General features: G+C 42.0%; 13 protein-coding genes. 2 read left to right on the top strand and 11 right to left on the bottom strand.

All coding sequences use genetic code 11. The features are described 5' to 3' along the window. Positions 1 to 59 precede the first annotated feature (59 nt). A complete protein-coding gene (locus ICL16_RS38255) occupies positions 60 to 368 on the bottom strand; it encodes a helix-turn-helix domain-containing protein (protein WP_190836800.1) in 309 nt (102 codons plus the stop codon). A gap of 442 nt (positions 369 to 810) precedes the next feature. Here ICL16_RS38255 and ICL16_RS38250 point away from each other — a divergent pair, with 442 nt between their 5' ends. After that, complete coding sequence (locus tag ICL16_RS38250) at positions 811 to 2,718, top strand: serine/threonine-protein kinase (RefSeq protein WP_190836799.1); 1,908 nt, start codon at positions 811 to 813, stop codon at positions 2,716 to 2,718. Positions 2,719 to 2,802: 84 nt separating this feature from the next. On the opposite strand, the gene ICL16_RS38245 is transcribed toward ICL16_RS38250, so the two are convergent. Then, positions 2,803 to 6,015, bottom strand: coding sequence for a serine protease (locus ICL16_RS38245; RefSeq protein ID WP_190836798.1), 3,213 nt, complete (start codon positions 6,013 to 6,015; stop codon positions 2,803 to 2,805). Between the two features lie 135 nt (positions 6,016 to 6,150). Then, entirely contained in the window at positions 6,151 to 6,687 is a 537-nt protein-coding gene (locus tag ICL16_RS38240; protein WP_190836797.1) for a COP23 domain-containing protein, read from the bottom strand. Between the two features lie 814 nt (positions 6,688 to 7,501). Here ICL16_RS38240 and ICL16_RS38235 point away from each other — a divergent pair. After that, positions 7,502 to 9,088, top strand: a complete 1,587-nt coding sequence (locus ICL16_RS38235) for an NB-ARC domain-containing protein (protein ID WP_190836796.1) — start codon at positions 7,502 to 7,504, stop codon at positions 9,086 to 9,088. A 149-nt stretch (positions 9,089 to 9,237) separates the two neighbouring features. Here ICL16_RS38235 and ICL16_RS38230 read toward each other — a convergent pair whose 3' ends face one another. The 8 genes from ICL16_RS38230 to ICL16_RS38195 form a co-directional block, all read right to left on the bottom strand. After that, positions 9,238 to 9,612, bottom strand: a complete 375-nt coding sequence (locus ICL16_RS38230; protein WP_190836795.1) for a clan AA aspartic protease — start codon at positions 9,610 to 9,612, stop codon at positions 9,238 to 9,240. Continuing rightward, positions 9,609 to 9,881 (bottom strand): hypothetical protein, encoded by a 273-nt coding sequence (locus tag ICL16_RS38225; RefSeq protein WP_190836794.1) that lies wholly within the window; start codon positions 9,879 to 9,881, stop codon positions 9,609 to 9,611. The genes ICL16_RS38230 and ICL16_RS38225 overlap by 4 nt, the downstream gene beginning before the upstream one ends. Before the next feature lie 75 nt (positions 9,882 to 9,956). Then, the gene (locus ICL16_RS38220; RefSeq protein WP_273039909.1) at positions 9,957 to 10,094 is read right to left on the bottom strand and encodes an ATP-binding cassette domain-containing protein; all 138 of its coding nucleotides are present in this window, start codon (positions 10,092 to 10,094) and stop codon (positions 9,957 to 9,959) included. 75 nt (positions 10,095 to 10,169) lie between these two features. Then, positions 10,170 to 10,952 (bottom strand): Uma2 family endonuclease, encoded by a 783-nt coding sequence (locus ICL16_RS38215; protein ID WP_190836793.1) that lies wholly within the window; start codon positions 10,950 to 10,952, stop codon positions 10,170 to 10,172. 123 nt (positions 10,953 to 11,075) lie between these two features. After that, the gene (locus ICL16_RS38210; RefSeq protein WP_190836792.1) at positions 11,076 to 11,234 is read right to left on the bottom strand and encodes a hypothetical protein; all 159 of its coding nucleotides are present in this window, start codon (positions 11,232 to 11,234) and stop codon (positions 11,076 to 11,078) included. Positions 11,235 to 11,472: 238 nt separating this feature from the next. Further along, positions 11,473 to 13,044 (bottom strand): photosynthetic/respiratory NAD(P)H-quinone oxidoreductase subunit D1, encoded by a 1,572-nt coding sequence (gene ndhD1, locus ICL16_RS38205; RefSeq protein WP_190836791.1) that lies wholly within the window; start codon positions 13,042 to 13,044, stop codon positions 11,473 to 11,475. Between the two features lie 42 nt (positions 13,045 to 13,086). Beyond that, the gene (locus ICL16_RS38200) at positions 13,087 to 13,269 is read right to left on the bottom strand and encodes a hypothetical protein (RefSeq protein WP_190836790.1); all 183 of its coding nucleotides are present in this window, start codon (positions 13,267 to 13,269) and stop codon (positions 13,087 to 13,089) included. A 27-nt stretch (positions 13,270 to 13,296) separates the two neighbouring features. Beyond that, on the bottom strand, positions 13,297 to 15,396 hold the full coding sequence (locus ICL16_RS38195) for an NAD(P)H-quinone oxidoreductase subunit 5 (RefSeq protein ID WP_190836789.1): 2,100 nt from the start codon (positions 15,394 to 15,396) through the stop codon (positions 13,297 to 13,299). Positions 15,397 to 15,472 lie beyond the last annotated feature (76 nt).

The raw sequence follows: 15,472 nt of genomic DNA, 5'->3' as shown, positions 1-15,472 counted from the left end.
TGGCGAGGTTGGTTAAAATTACACGACCTCTGCGAGGGTTGGCAGCTTGCTATAGAGACTTAACGGGAAAAGTCAGCATTATTACTACTGTCTTGCTGCGTGTTTGTTATCTTATCTAACACTAATCTAATAGTATTAATACGTACTTTTTCTTTTGTAGCTTCTGACAATAGTTCCCAAAGTTTTGGACAAAAGACTCGCTGCACGGTACTGTCAGAGTACCCTATAACCTGAACATCTTTGAGCTTCTTACCTGACAAAACTTGTTGAAGGATAGACTTTTGAACATTTGTCAAAGAATTTCCTGTTTGAGAGTCCACTAAATTGTTTGCTACTGTTATGAGTTCCAATATTTTTTCTCTGTCCATCGGTTAATTGTCAATTACTCCTTTTAAGGAGCTTAACCTAGATAGCTGAAATAATTTTATACATTGAATAAATTGAGTGAACAAGCTGAAAATGTTGAAGATTTTGAACTAACAGCTGAATATACAGATGAAATTTACAGCACAAAATGAATGATATATCCGATACTTTATAACTAAAGCCTTGCAACGCCCTATACTACATTATAAATAATCTTCTTGCTATCAAGGAGTAGTTAAATTTCGTGACATTTTCCGGATGTATAAATCCGCTCTTACCATAAATCACGTAAGTATCAATGTAAATAAAATACAAAAAAGTAATAAGTGTCAGTAATAGTAAAGTTGATATCAAACAATATTTTTAGCTTGTTTCTTAAGTATAATCTGGGTGGCGGAGCAAAAATTACTATAAACTAAATCTAATTAAAGCGTCATAAGGCATATGATTTGTTGCCTGAATCCCGATTGTCCAAACCCTGAAAATCCTGATGGTAACAATATTTGCCAAAGTTGCCAGACACCACTGATTCCTCTACTGAGGGGACGCTATCGCGTGACTAGATTGCTTTCCAAGGACGGTGGCTTTGGTAGAACCTATCTGGCAGAAGATATAGATAAACTGAACGAAATCTGTGTAGTCAAGCAATTAGCTCCTAAAGTTCAGACTGCTAGAGTGCTTTCTAAGGCAAAGCAACTATTTGAAGCAGAGGCAAAACTACTGCAACAGTTGGGTGAAAATCCGCAAATTCCAACTTTGTTGGCTTACTTTGAGCAAGATAACAATTTGTATTTAGTGCAACAGTTTATCGATGGGCAGAATTTACTCAAGGATTTGCAACAACGGAAAAAGTATAACGAAAAGGAAATTCGGGAGTTTTTACTAGACTTGTTGCCTGTACTCAAGTTTATTCACCAGCGCCAAGTGATTCATCGGGATATCAAGCCAGAGAATATAATGCACCGAAACAGTGATGGGCGTTTGGTGCTGATTGATTTTGGTGCATCCAAGGAACTAAGCGAAACAGTGCAGAGCAAACCAGGAACGACTATTGGCACAAATGGCTACAGTCCTATAGAACAGATACGGAATGGAGAAGCTTACCCAGCTAGTGATTTGTTTGCTTTGGGAGCTACCTGCTTTCATCTGCTGACTGGGGTTTCTTCTTTTCAACTGTGGACAATGCAAGGTTATAGCTGGATTCCTAATTGGCAACAATACTTGACAAGTCCAATTAGTAGTGATTTGGCAAATGTTCTCGATAAACTCTTGAAAATAAACATCCAGGAGCGCTATCAATCAGCGGATGAAGTAATTAAAGACTTGATTCCTCAGCCAACGCCAGTCAATAATAACAAGCGCAAAAATCCACTGCTGGTTGGTGGTGCCATACTAATTTTGGGTATTGGGGGTCTATATTGGTGGAAATCTCACTCATCTCGCCCCCCTGTAATCCCTGTCATTGATAACTCCAGTCTGCTGAAAACTTTGAGTGGACATTCCAACGTTGTTACTTCCGTCGCCCTTAGCCCAGATGGAAAAACTCTTGCCAGTGGCAGTTGGGACACCACACTTCAACTGTGGGATTTAGCGACTGGCAAGAAACTTAACACTCTAGAAGGGAATTCTGGGCGGCTTTATACCGTTTCCATCAGTTCAGATGGCAATACGGTTGCTAGTGGAAGTGGTCAAAACACCATCAAATTATGGAATCTTGTAACTAAACAGGAGCTTGGCATTCTCCAAGGTCATAGTAACGCAGTTAAATCCATCACCTTCAGTCAAGATGGACAAACTCTTGTCAGTGGTAATTTTGATGGCAGCATCAAAGTGTGGAATTTGTCAACCCGACAGGAAATCAAAACTCTCCAAGGGCACTCCCAACAGGTAAAATCAGTTGCTATCAGTTCCGATGGAAAAACTTTGGTCAGTGGTAGTGGTGATAACAGCATTAAACTGTGGAATATAATAAGCGGACAGAACCGCACCCTTTCAGGGCATTCGTCTTCAGTGAACGCAATCGCCATTAGCCCAGATGGAATAATTCTTGCCAGCGGTAGTGCTGACAAGACTATAAAAATGTGGAATCTCCCAAGCGGACAAGAAAGCCAAACTCTAAAAGGTCACTCCTATGCAGTGAATGCGATCGCCTTCAGCCCTGATGGGACGATACTTGCTAGTGGTAGCGCCGACCACACAGTAAAACTGTGGAATACCGCAAGTGGACAGCAAATCCGCACCCTACAAGGGCATACCAAAGAAGTTACCTCTATAGCCTTTAGTCCTGATGGTAATACCTTAGCTAGTGGCAGCGTGGATCAGACTGTTAAAATTTGGCGGGTGTATCCTTGATTTTATTGTGGGGGAGAGTGATGTGTCGGCTGGTGCTATTATTACGCAGGCAGGGTGCATGCCTCAAGATGCATTCTTGTAGTTTTACTGTTGTTGAAGTCTACGGATTGCGTCCTGTGCTGAATTGTAACTTTTCATATTATTTCCTTCACGAAAGATTTGGGCAGCTTTCTGTAAATCATTAATCGCATTTTGTTTGTTTTTTAACTCTCTATAAGCCAAACCCCTAAAGCCATAAGCATAACCATCGTCAGGTTTCAGTTTAATCACTTGACTGTAATCCTCAATCGCTCCTTGATAGTCTTCCTGCTCATATCTGGCATAAGCCCGGTTGCTATAAAGTTCCGCGTTATTAGGTTTGAGTTTAATCGCTTGGCTATAATCCTCAATCGCTCCTTCATAGTCTTTCTGCTCTGATCTGACACTAGCCCGCTTTTGATAAAGTTCCGCGTTATTGGGTTTGAGTTTAATCGCTTGGCTATAATCCTCAATCGCTCCTTCATAGTCTTTCTGCTCCTTTCTAGCATAAGCCCGAGCAGCGTAGATTAAATGTGTTAGGTCTGGAGCGATTTTGATGGCTGTGTTATAATCTTCCATTCCGCCCTTATTATCTTTCAAGACAAATCGCGCATATCCCCTGTTTGTGTAAACCCAGGCATTTTGAGGTTGGAGGCTCACAGCTTTATCGAAATCCCGAATGGATTCCTGTCGTTTCCCTATTTTAGCGTAAGCATAACCTCTATACATATATGCTGGGACATAGGTTGGTCGGGATTTCAAAGCCTCGGTGTAGTCGTTTATTGCCCCTTGATGGTCTTCCTTCGTGGAACGGACAATCCCCCGCTCTGTGTAGAACTGGTAGGCGAATTGAGGAGAGAGGCGTATGGCTTGCGTGTAATCGTCAATTGCTTTCTGAGTTTCTCCCAGCAGCGAGTAAGCATAACCCCGTTCGGAGTAAATCTCTGCACTGTCAGGCTTGAGGCGCAGAGCTTGCTTAAAATCCTCATCAAATTTTTGACGGTTTCCCATTCTGGCGTAGACTGTTCCACGGGTGATGTAGGCAGCAAAATATTTCGGCTGTAAGTCTATAGCTTTCTTTAAATCAGTAAGCGCTTCAGTATACTCCTTCTGCAAAGAGCGGAGATTACCTCGAAGGTGATAGCCAAAGGTTAAGTCTGGCTGAAGTGCCAAGGCTTTGTTTACCTCGTCAATTGCTCCAGAGTAGTCATTTAAGTACTCACGAGTTTGACCGAGCCGGATGTAACTCTCAGAACTATTGGGATTAATTCCAATAGATTTTTTGCCCGCCTCCAGCGCTTCTGGGTAACGCCCTAACCCATTTAGTGCACTAGCTAGCCAATTGTAAAGGATAAAATCATCAGGTCTCAAGTCAATCGCTTTCTCAATGGCTTTGCGTGCTTCTTCGTATTCCCCTGAGTAAAAAAATGCATCACTAAGCTGACGCCAAGCTTGATCGGACTTTTGATTGTGATTAATGGCTGTTTTAAATGATGCAATGGCTTGTTTATATTTTTCTTGACGTATCAGCGCCATACCATGTGCGTACCAAGCCTCATCAAAATCCCGCTTTATATTAATTGCTTTTTCAAAAGCTTGCTCTGCTTGTTCGTACCGACGTAATCGCCACAGTTTATTACCAAAATTTAGCCATTCAATTTCATCAGAGCTACTTTCCGGTTGTTTTAAATTTAGAGAAGCTCTGACGATTTCATCTTGTTGTGAAGCAGTAAGTGGCTCTGGTGGAGAACTCTTTTGTGTGAAGTTAAGAGCAGTGTTTTCTTGCTTTATCTTTGCTAAAAATGTGCGAATCGGGATACCCAAGCTATAACCTAGTTCGAGTTTGGGTTTCTGAGTTGTTTTTTCTGGGATTGGACTTAGTTTTTCTCCTTTAACAGCTTCTGCTGCTGTATGAATCCCAATCAAGCGTCCCTCAATATCTAACACAGGTCCGCCACTCATGCCTTCTGCGGTGATGTTGGTGTATACAAGCTCATATCCGCTAGACAAAGAGCGGTCATCCCTGGCGTGGTTGGCAGCTCTACTCCAACCGAAAAGAAACCCAGCGCTGAACTCACGGCTGGATTTGACATTTGCTTGTTTTGACTTAGGAAACCCAGAGACAAAAATTACTTGGTCTTCAAAGTCCAAGCCATAGTTTCCCAAAGTAGCTACTTGATATCTTTCATTGCTAGTGAACTGCAACAACGCTAGGTCTATACCATCCCCCCAAGTTTTGACTTTGCTAATGTCTACCGGATATTCCTTCCCGTCTGGGGTAAACACTTTAATCTGTCCCTTGCCTCTTGTTACATGTCCAGCAGTGAGAACATAATAGGTATTGCCTTTATGGGCGACAATCACTCCCGAACCCTTGTCAGTTAATGAATCGATCAGCACTGTAATCTCTTTGGCAATACTGTCAACCCGATTTGTCAACTGAGGTACAGGTACAGTATCTGCTTTAACTTCAGTCCGCCACTGTTGTGCTATCTCTGCTGGGACGAATTGGGGAGCTAACTGTGCCAATATCTGAATGGGTACTCCCCAACTGGAGCTTTTCATCCGCTGCCGCAGTGTATCATTAGGTTGAGTACTATCATCATATACATAGGGATTGCCCCAGAGCGGTTGAGCGTGGATGCCATTTATGCCAACTAGCTGACCTTGGATATTTAGCAGAGGTCCTCCGCTCATACCCTTTTCCACTTTATTGGTGTATCCAATCTGATACCCACCCTGTAATTTTTTTTCTAACAAAATCGAAACTTGCCCGGTTCTAAAGTCAAACTGCCTTGCCTCAGACGGATTATCCTTAAATGGGAAGCCAGCAGCAAACACTTTATCACCTTCTTTTAAGGCTGAGTTTCCCAAGGATGCTACAGGGTAATTAACATTAGCGCGAAACTGCAATAAAACCAAATCCCGATTACCAAAATTGACTCCCTTGACTACCTCGCCTTTATAATTTCGACTATCGGCTGTCTGAATGAGATGTGGTTTGCCTGCTTCCAAAACGTGCTTGTTGGTGATAAGTGTAAACAGCGAACCTTGCTTCATCAGCAATATACCAGAACCGCCCCTATCTCCAGAGATAATTCTGACAGTTATGGACTTAGCTAGCTTTTTCAATTGCTCTTCAGACTGGGAGGCTTGCTGTTGTGCGACAGCGTTGGGCGCAGAAACACTGAGGTAAAAACCCAACATTGGTAGCATCAACAAGCTGCTCATCCAAGCAACCAAAGCTAGTGAGCGATGATTCTTTTGTTCTTTTCTCATCTTACAGTTCTACGGGTATTATGTTTGCCATTATGTCTGACTATGATTACCCCTAATTCCCGTACAACCCATTTACCCAGGCAGGGAGTTTGGGACTAGGGGTGTATTTTCTATTTTGAATACAGCTGCTTAGTTCTACTTTTCTCTTGGTGCTTCGCGTAGTAACTTATACATATCGATAAAGGTTCGAGGAGAGCCATCGGAAGATTGAATTAAGGGACCTGCTGCGCCAAAACCAAGTAGTCTCAAATTTTCGATTGCCTTACTAGCATCATCATCTGCTTTACTAGCATCATCTTGTACAAGTGTGAGCAGTAAGTGACTGCAAGATTCTCCGTATCTTTTAGCAGCACACAGAACCTTTTGACTGTTCTTGATATCAGTGGTTAGGTAATTCAAGACACCATCTTCAGAGGCACTCTGAAATCTACGAGAAACCTCCTGACAACGCTCTTGAGGGGTATAACCGCCGATTTTTCTTTTTCTTTCCCAGCGAATTACTGCTATCTTATCCCCTGCTGCTGTCCGGGCAAATGTAGTTGGTACGCCGTCTTTACTGTTGCCACAAAAGTAGGTATTAGTTTGAGCATTGCTGGGCTGACTGATAGTTGTAATGCTGCTTAGGGCGATCGCGCTTGCAGCTAAGATACTCGAAAATAATCTGTGTTGCATGGTGATGTCATCCTTTCTAACTCTTCTATATTCACTACAACCGGAGAATAATTAATGCTTTTAAAAGTAAAATACGGAAGTATTTTTACTTAAAAATAGCAGTTAAATTATTATTCCGTGTTTTCTGTATCTTCACAAGTGGTGCTTATTAAGATTTGTAATTTAGATGTGAAAAGAATAAATCGGCAATTTGCTGAAGGATACACTTTTGAACATCTGTCGAAGACCTTCTTGTTTTGGGGCGAACCAGATCGTTCGCCGCTCTTATGAGTTCCAATATTTTTTCAGTGCCCATCGGTTAGCTGGAAATTACTCCTCGTAGCGAGCTTAACCTAGATTGGTGAAATAATTTGATACCTTGAATAAATTGAGTGAATAAGCTGAAGATGTTGAATATTTTGAACTTAATGGTTGAATATACAGATGAAATTTACGATATAAAATGAGTTACCTCTGATACTTTATGAGCAAACTCTTCAAGCTGAACCCGTAGCTGTGGCTATATGTAACCTAGAATACTTTTTGCCTCTTGCCAAAGTGTTGACTTTGTTTAAAAATTTGTACTTAAGTAATAATTTGGAGGAAGTAGGCGTAATCTAGAAGAAACTTAAGTATTGGCAAGTTAATCTGTGAGTGCAACAACAAACGGGCTGAAACAGGAATTGTCAGCTAACCTATGTGTGTTGTTGTATACCCTAATGCTTGAGGACAAGCACGCAAAATTGTCACATCCTAGCGAGGAGAAAACTCGGATGAGGAGCCTCAGTTTGTAGAATTTAAGTAAAAATAATACATTTGACTAAGTAGACAATTCATGCCGCGTACAACTTTAAAAGCTTCCGAACAAGGAAAAATCAGAATTAAGCAAGCCAGAATTGAAAAGATTGAGCAAGCGAAGAGGGAAATAATTGAGCAGCGAGGCAAAATTAAAAAGGGTTGGAATATTGATCAAATATTTCTTAGGGAAGCAAGTCAAATCCTAGAACCAAATAAAAACTGGGATAACATCGAATCAGAAGAACACTACTTTGTATCATTAGCTACTTGGAAGCGGTTTCGAGAAGCGAGAGAAGCTATCAATCCTGAGACTTTCAAGGTTTTCTGTGAGATTTTGGACTTAAACTGGCAGGATATAGCGGAAAATGAAGTAGATCGCAGCAGAGACTTGAGCCAAGCACCTCCTCCATCTAGTTTTTATGGTCGCACACAAGAGTTAACCGAACTTCAGCAATGGCTCATTCAGGAACGTTGTCGATTAGTCGTCATCCACGGGATGGGGAAAATTGGAAAAGCCGCCTTGGCTCGTCAGTTAGTAGAAAAAATCGCTGATAAATATGATTATATAATCTGGCGTTCTTTAAATTCTGCACCACCTTTTCAAACAATCCTGACAGAAGTAGTGCAATTCTTATCCAGAGGACAAGAAAATGTGGGTATCTCATTACTAATACAGTCTTTACGCCAGCACCGATGTTTACTTGTACTGGAAGATTGGGAAGAGATTATGGGCAGTAATAGTGAGGATTATAGCGATTACTGTGAATTGTTAAGACGAGTTACAAGAGAAGCCCATCAAAGCAGTGTATTGCTGCTCAGTCGAGAAAAACCCAAAAATACTGCAACTTGGGAAGGACAATTAACTCGCTTTAAACAACTGGGAGGTTTGAACTGCGAAGATGCAAAAGAAATATTAAAAGCAGAAGGTCTTTTTGGTCAAGAAGATGAACTGGAAGAGTTTAGCAGGCGCTATAGTAACCCCTGGATACTTAAGAAAATTGCGCAGATGGTTAAAGGAGTATTTGCGGGTGAAGTCTCAGGTTTTGTTCAAGGGACATCAATATTTGTGGATGATGATATTACTGATTTTTTAGATCGGCAATTTCAACAACTATCAGATTCAGGAAAAAATGTTATTTATTGGATTGCTATCAGACGTAACACAGCTTCATGGGAGCAACTAGTACAAGATACACATCAATTATTATCTTATAATCAGCTATTCTACACTCTGGATAATTTAATACAGGGGCGTTCTCTAGTTGAGAAAAACTTAGAAGAAATTCCCATACTCTATACGTTAGATCCGGTAATTTTGAAATATATAACCAATAGATTTGTTGAAGATAATTATCACCAGATTTTTCAAATAATTAAAAGTCAAATTCTTCAAGGTTCTGAGCTTTTTATTAGTCATAGTTTTATCACAGAAATTCCTCAATATGAGCTACTTTGCCAAGAGCAAATTAGACGGATTGTTAAACCAATTCAAGAAAAGTTATATGCTGAGTTACGGGACAAACAGCGACTTGAGGAGGAACTCAAGAAAATTCTATCTATCTTGCAACAAAGAGATATATCAGCAGGTTATGCACGTCAAAATATTTTGAGTTTACTCTCATAATCTAATAAAATCTAGTTATATTGCCTACTCAAGCTGGAGGAGAAAAGCAAATATTAATCCATCAAGATAGGCACAGATATTTGTGGTGACGGTAAACCATAAATTTACGCTCATGATTTTTGTTTCCCGCTCACTCTCATTGGGAAAACTCAAGATGACAAAATTTCATCAACCAGAACTGTACCACCTTCGTAAAAATCAATACTGAGATGATAATCTTGAAGTAGTGCAGTTCCGATAAGTGGACGACGACCCATAGCCAAAACTGCTACATTGCGCTCTAAGCCATTCCATAAAATAGTCGCTAGATAAACGTTAGTTGCAACGTTTGAGTTATCAGCAAGGTTGGCGTTGATTCTGGTAACATATGTTAATCCAAGTTTGGCTATTGCCGCAGGTGGTAATGTCAAAAAACCTTCAAATCCTGTATCTACAACGCACTTAATTTCTATGTTTGGACTTCTTGGAAGACACAAAATTATACCTATTTGAGCTTGAAGCCCAACTACAGTTCCATTTATCACTGTGCCGTCCTAAACAATGTGCCACCAACAGCGTAGACAGCATTAAAACCTATTCTTTCAGCCCAAAGCGCTGCATCAGCTTGTTTAGCTCTTAACCGCAGACTCGTTACAAGTAAATCATCACCTATTTCATATTCACCCGTCTCAACATTAATAGAAACAATTTTGCCAATATTTTCTGGTGTTTCAACTTGAGGACGGATACTATTTTCGTAGAGTTCTTTGCCACGTTGGGTAATTTCTGAGTCACTAAGTTTGGGCTTGGACATACAGCTAATATCAAGAGCGTTAATTCTGTAGACTTTTATCTTGATTATAAAACAAAAGCTATAATCCGTTAGATTCTACATAAACTTACCCGAACCAGAAGGACCAAGAATCGCAACAACTTCACCTTGATAAATTTCCGTAGAAATATCTTTAAGTACGTCAATACCAAAAGATTTGCATAAAAACTCTGTCCGAATTACAACTTTACTCACTTTTATCTTACCTACAACAGTAACTGCCTAGTGCGATCGCGATTTATAAAGTCTTTGAGAAAAATCAATATAATCTTAAAGCAAAGTTTCAGGATCGACACCTAGCGCCTTTAACCTTTCTGCAAGCAGTTGCTCACGCCTTTGAGCTTCAATGCGCTGCTGCTCTGCTTCAATGCGCTGCCGCTCTGCTTCAATGCGGCGCTGTTGTTCTTGCTGACGGCGCTGCCGCTCAACAGTTGCTAGTTCTTCAGCCTGAGTAATACGTTCTTCTGGTGTAAGCAAGCGTTGTCCTTGCTCGTCATACCAGTACAACCACTCTCGTAGTATGCCTTGATAAGTTCCTCTTTCAAAACCAATTGCTAAACCAATCTCTGGGAGCCAAACAGGATTTCCTGGCAGTAACTCATAACTACCATTCACTAACCGATACACTTCCAAACGTGGTTTCCTACGCCGACGGGAAGAATACACAGCGTAGAATAATACACCCATTTCAGCGTACTTTCGTTTTTTCTTGGTGTATTCTCCCCGATACTTTTTGGAGACAACTTCCAAAACAAAAATTGGTACGACGTTTTCTTCCCACAGCACATAAGACAGACGCAATTCCTCGTCAATCAAACGCTCTACTCCAATGCTGAGAAATCCATCGGGGACTATCGCTGGTTTGTCTGGGTCATAGTATATTCCCATGTCCACGCCAAAGAACCAATCCCAACGATTTGCCCACAATAGCGCGAGTATAGCTTTGAGTAAGCCTGGGATCAAATCAAGCAGTTCATTATCCACTGGGGTATCGTCTGAGTCTGGTAGTTCTTCGGAAGATGGCAAGCAATGCAGCGGATTATACTTTAACATAAGTAAAAGCAATCTCAATTGTTTCTACATAAATTCTAGGAAACAAAAAAGGGCAGATCCAAAACCACGAACTACATGGATGATCAACACGAATGTTTTTGAAGCAAGTAAAGTCATCCCTCCCTAAGCTTCTGCGACATTGCGCAGTGCTTCAAGGAAGAACGATAAATCGCCATCAAGCTCATATTCTTCTAAAGCAACTCCCAGGTAGGATTTTACCATTTCGGGATTTTGTAACTCATCAATTACCAATTCATCATGCTTTCTTAATCTACTGCTCATCTTTCTGTTCCTCCTGATATGCATGCCAGTATTCCTTACCACTCTTGTGTCTTCATCAGGTAATTCTGCGGAAGATGGTAAGCAAAGCAGCAGATTATACTTTAATATAAGGGAATGCAAGGAGTGTCTTATCAATATGTATCTTAGAAAACAAAAAAGGGCAGGTTTTTACCCGCCCCTACCATATGAGTGAGAAACCCAGTTTCTTTAAGAAACCGGGTGTCTAATAGATTTAGTTTTAATTGCCAAGATTCGGCGCACTTAAAGATACCGAAGGTGTTTTGCGCTGTGCTAGTGTTGGCACAGAATCACGTAACCTGGCTGTTAGCTGTACAGTTGTTGAGTCGTACACCTGAGTCAGCATTTTAGGATACAAACCAATACCAATAATCGGCACTAACAAACAGGCGATGATAAAAATCTCGCGGGGTTCAGCATCAATTAATTTCTGGTGAGAAACTAATTCTTCGTTCTCTTGACCGTAGAAAATTTCTCGCAGCATTGATAGCAGATAAATTGGAGTTAAAATTACTCCCACTGCCATCAAGAATACAACAATGAGTTTGAAGGTGGGACTATAGGCATCGCTAGTAGAAAAGCCAACGAATACCATTAACTCGGCAACAAAACCACTCATTCCGGGCAAAGCCAAAGACGCCATCGAACAAGTTGTAAACATGGCGAAGATTTTACCCATCTTCTTACCAACACCACCCATTTCATCTAACATGAGGGTGTGTGTTCGGTCGTAAGTCGCACCCACAAGGAAGAACAAACTTGCCCCAATTAACCCGTGGGAAACCATTTGCAGCATTGCTCCATTCAAGCCTAAATCTGTGAAGGAAGCTATACCAATGGTGACAAAGCCCATGTGGGAAATTGAAGAATAAGCAATCTTCCGCTTGAGGTTGCGCTGGGCAAAAGATGTCAAGGCAGCGTAAATAATATTAACAATCCCCAAAATTACCAACGCCGGCGCAAAAAAAGCGTGCGCATCGGGAAGCATTTGGGCATTCATCCGAATGAGAGCGTAACCGCCCATTTTCAAGAGAATACCTGCCAGCAACATGTGTACGGGGGCTGTAGCTTCACCATGAGCATCGGGTAACCAGGTGTGCAAGGGAATGATCGGCAACTTGACGGCGTAGGCGATGAGGAAAGCTGCGTAAAGCCAAAGTTGGATATTGAGGGCGTATTCTTTCAGGGCGAGAGAGCGCATATCAAAGGTGACGTTATCACCATAAAACGCCATCGCCAAACCCGCTAGCAAAATAAACAGCGAACCGATCGCCGTGTACAAAATGAACTTAGTTGCTGCATACTGCCGCTTTTTCCCGCCCCAAATGGAAAGCAGAATGTAAATTGGCACTAGTTCCAGTTCCCACGCCAAGAAAAACAACAGCATATCTTGGACAGCGAACACGGCAATTTGACCGCCATACATCGCTAGGATCAAAAAGTAAAATAGCCTGGGCTTTAGTGTCACAGGCCATGCGGCTAGAATTGCCAGCGTAGTAATGAAACCAGTCAAAATAATTAAAGGCATGGACAAGCCATCTGCCCCTACCGACCAATTTAAATCCAGCTGTGGAACCCAAGGGTAACTTTCCACCAGTTGCAAATTGGGATTAGAGAAATCGTAACCAGTATAAAAAGCGTAAACAATCAGTGCAAAATCAATCAGCCCTACGATTAAGGCATACCAACGCACTGTTTTACCGTCTTTATCTGGTAAAAAAGGGATCAGCAGTGACGCCGCGATCGGCAACAGAATAATCGTCGTCAGCCAGGGAAAATTAGCTGTATTCATTGAACTCTTAAGTAAGCAATAATGTTTTTCGGCTATCAACTACTAGCTACTTACTAGCAGTTTTTCGAGAACTTCGTCTTCATTCTCAAGTTTATTTAATAAACATAAAGAAGGATGAAGGAAAGTAAAGTATCCTCTGCCTTCATCCTTTGGCAAAGCAAGAATTGTAAAAAACCACAGATTAACACCGATAAACACAGATGAATCTCTTTTATCTGTGTCCATCTGTGTCCATCTGTGGTTCCATTTCAATCAAGTCACACCAAAAACAATCACCAAGCCCAACACAGCCGCAAAAATAATCAAGGCGTAGAACTGGGCGCGACCGTTTTCCAGGTATTTCAACCCTTCGCCACTAACTAGAGTGAAAATACCTGTGAGGTTAACAGCACCATCAACGACGCGGAAGTCAACTTCCATCACTTGTCTGGCAACTCTACGCAATCCCACAACAAACACGCGATGGTAAATGTCATCAAAGTACCACTTGTTGAGGGATAGCTCGTAAAGTGATTTGATTTTAGTAGCGATCGCCACCGGGTTGATCTTACCCCACAAGTAGATGAGCGAAGCGATGGTAATCCCAATCAAAGAAATTCCCACAGAAGCGCCTGCCATGACATAAAATTCATTTGGGTCAAATAAAGCAGCAGCTTCTACCACTTCCTCTAAGGTTTCGGTAGGAGAATAGATAAACTCCTCAAAATAGTTGGCAAAGGGTGTTCCCACTAAACCAATTACCATAGAAGGAATTGCCAACAGTGCTAATGGCAGAGTCATCGTCCACGGTGACTCATGAGGATACTCACTATGACCATGACCATGATCGTGGTCATCATGATGTTCGTGTGCAGTAGCTTCGAGTTCTCCCTTTGTCATTGCACCAGGACCAAAAGCTGGAACAGCTTCAAAACCTGTGACAATTGCCATGCCCTCAAAAGACTTCAGTTTCTGCCATAGTTGGCGCTGATTACCCCGGAATTTACCTTCAAAAGTGGTGAAATACATCCGGAACATGTAAAAAGCGGTAATTCCAGCGGTTAGCCAACCAATAAACCAAAGAAAGGGGTTAGCGGCAAACGTTTGACCAAGAATTTCATCTTTTGACCAGAATCCAGCAAAGGGAGGGATACCAGAAATTGCCACGCAACCGATGAAGAAGGTAATCGCTGTTACGGGCATGTATTTCCGCAGTCCTCCCATTAAACGCATATCCTGAGCTAAAGCCGGATCGTGACCGACGACTGCTTCCATACCGTGAATTACGGAACCAGAACCAAGGAACAACATTGCTTTAAAGTAGGCGTGGGTCATCAGGTGGAACAGACCAGCACTGTAAGCGCCTACTCCCATTGCCATCACCATATAGCCGAGTTGGGAAATGGTGGAGTAAGCTAAACCTTTTTTAATGTCGTTTTGAGTAATGGCAATCGTTGCTCCCAAAAACGCTGTAAATGCCCCAGTAAAGGCAATTACGTTCATTGCTGCCGGAACGTGTTCAAACACCGGGTACATCCGGGCAACCAAGAAAACTCCGGCTGCCACCATCGTTGCCGCATGAATTAATGCTGAGATGGGGGTGGGACCTTCCATTGCATCTGGTAGCCAGACATGCAGGGGGAATTGGGCTGATTTAGCCACCGGACCTAAGAACACTAAAATCGCAAACACAATGGCGATAACGTTGCTGAGGGAACCTGTTTGCACAAGTTCTGCGAGGCGAGAGCCGATCTCACCGAAATCAAAGCTTCCTGTTGCCCAAAAAAGACCCAAAATGCCTAACAGCAAACCAAAGTCACCGACACGGTTGGTGACAAATGCTTTTTGCGCTGCATCTGCAGCTGTTGAGCGATCGTACCAAAAACCTACCAGCAAGTACGAGCACATCCCAACTAGTTCCCAGAAGATATAAATCTGTACCAGATTGGGACTTACGACCAAACCCAACATGGAGGAACCAAACAAGCTGAGATAGGCGTAAAACCGGACATAGCTGGGATCGTGAGACATGTAGCCATCTGTGTAAATCATGACCAAGAGTGCTACTGTGGTCACAATCACCAGCATCATAGCTGTTAGGTGGTCAACAGTGTAGCCCATGCTCAAGTGGAAATTACCTGCTGCTGCCCATTCTATGGTGTTGATATAGGGGGCGTGTCCTTGAATTTGACTCACCAGCAAGGCGATTGACATCCCGCAGGCGATTCCCATCAACGAGATAATCAAGACCGCATTTAGCTGCCGCAGGCGATTCGTCACCTGATTTAATGATATTAGCCCTAGACCGACCAGCATTGCCCCAAGAAGAGGTAAGACCGGAATCAGCCAGGCATTTTGATAGATTGCTTCCATCACTGACGCCTATTTTTATAATTCTTCACTAATTTTGGACTGTGCTGCGGATAGTTTGAACCACAAACAACTGTCC

Source organism: Iningainema tapete BLCC-T55 (genome assembly GCF_014698965.1).
Lineage (GTDB): Bacteria > Cyanobacteriota > Cyanobacteriia > Cyanobacteriales > Nostocaceae > Iningainema > Iningainema tapete.
Note: the sequence above shows the minus strand (reverse complement) of the source record. Positions and strands in the feature narration are given on the sequence as shown.

Excerpts from the sequence above, each read along its gene's own strand:
- ICL16_RS38255 (WP_190836800.1), bottom strand. The coding sequence starts at position 368 with ATGGACAGAGAAAAAATATTGGAACTCATAACAGTAGCAAACAATTTA.
- ICL16_RS38250 (WP_190836799.1), top strand. The coding sequence starts at position 811 with ATGATTTGTTGCCTGAATCCCGATTGTCCAAACCCTGAAAATCCTGAT.
- ICL16_RS38245 (WP_190836798.1), bottom strand. The coding sequence starts at position 6,015 with ATGAGAAAAGAACAAAAGAATCATCGCTCACTAGCTTTGGTTGCTTGG.
- ICL16_RS38240 (WP_190836797.1), bottom strand. The coding sequence starts at position 6,687 with ATGCAACACAGATTATTTTCGAGTATCTTAGCTGCAAGCGCGATCGCC.
- ICL16_RS38235 (WP_190836796.1), top strand. The coding sequence starts at position 7,502 with ATGCCGCGTACAACTTTAAAAGCTTCCGAACAAGGAAAAATCAGAATT.
- ICL16_RS38225 (WP_190836794.1), bottom strand. The coding sequence starts at position 9,881 with ATGTCCAAGCCCAAACTTAGTGACTCAGAAATTACCCAACGTGGCAAA.
- ICL16_RS38215 (WP_190836793.1), bottom strand. The coding sequence starts at position 10,952 with ATGTTAAAGTATAATCCGCTGCATTGCTTGCCATCTTCCGAAGAACTA.
- ICL16_RS38210 (WP_190836792.1), bottom strand. The coding sequence starts at position 11,234 with ATGAGCAGTAGATTAAGAAAGCATGATGAATTGGTAATTGATGAGTTA.
- ndhD1 (WP_190836791.1), bottom strand. The coding sequence starts at position 13,044 with ATGAATACAGCTAATTTTCCCTGGCTGACGACGATTATTCTGTTGCCG.
- ICL16_RS38200 (WP_190836790.1), bottom strand. The coding sequence starts at position 13,269 with ATGGACACAGATAAAAGAGATTCATCTGTGTTTATCGGTGTTAATCTG.
- ICL16_RS38195 (WP_190836789.1), bottom strand. The coding sequence starts at position 15,396 with ATGGAAGCAATCTATCAAAATGCCTGGCTGATTCCGGTCTTACCTCTT.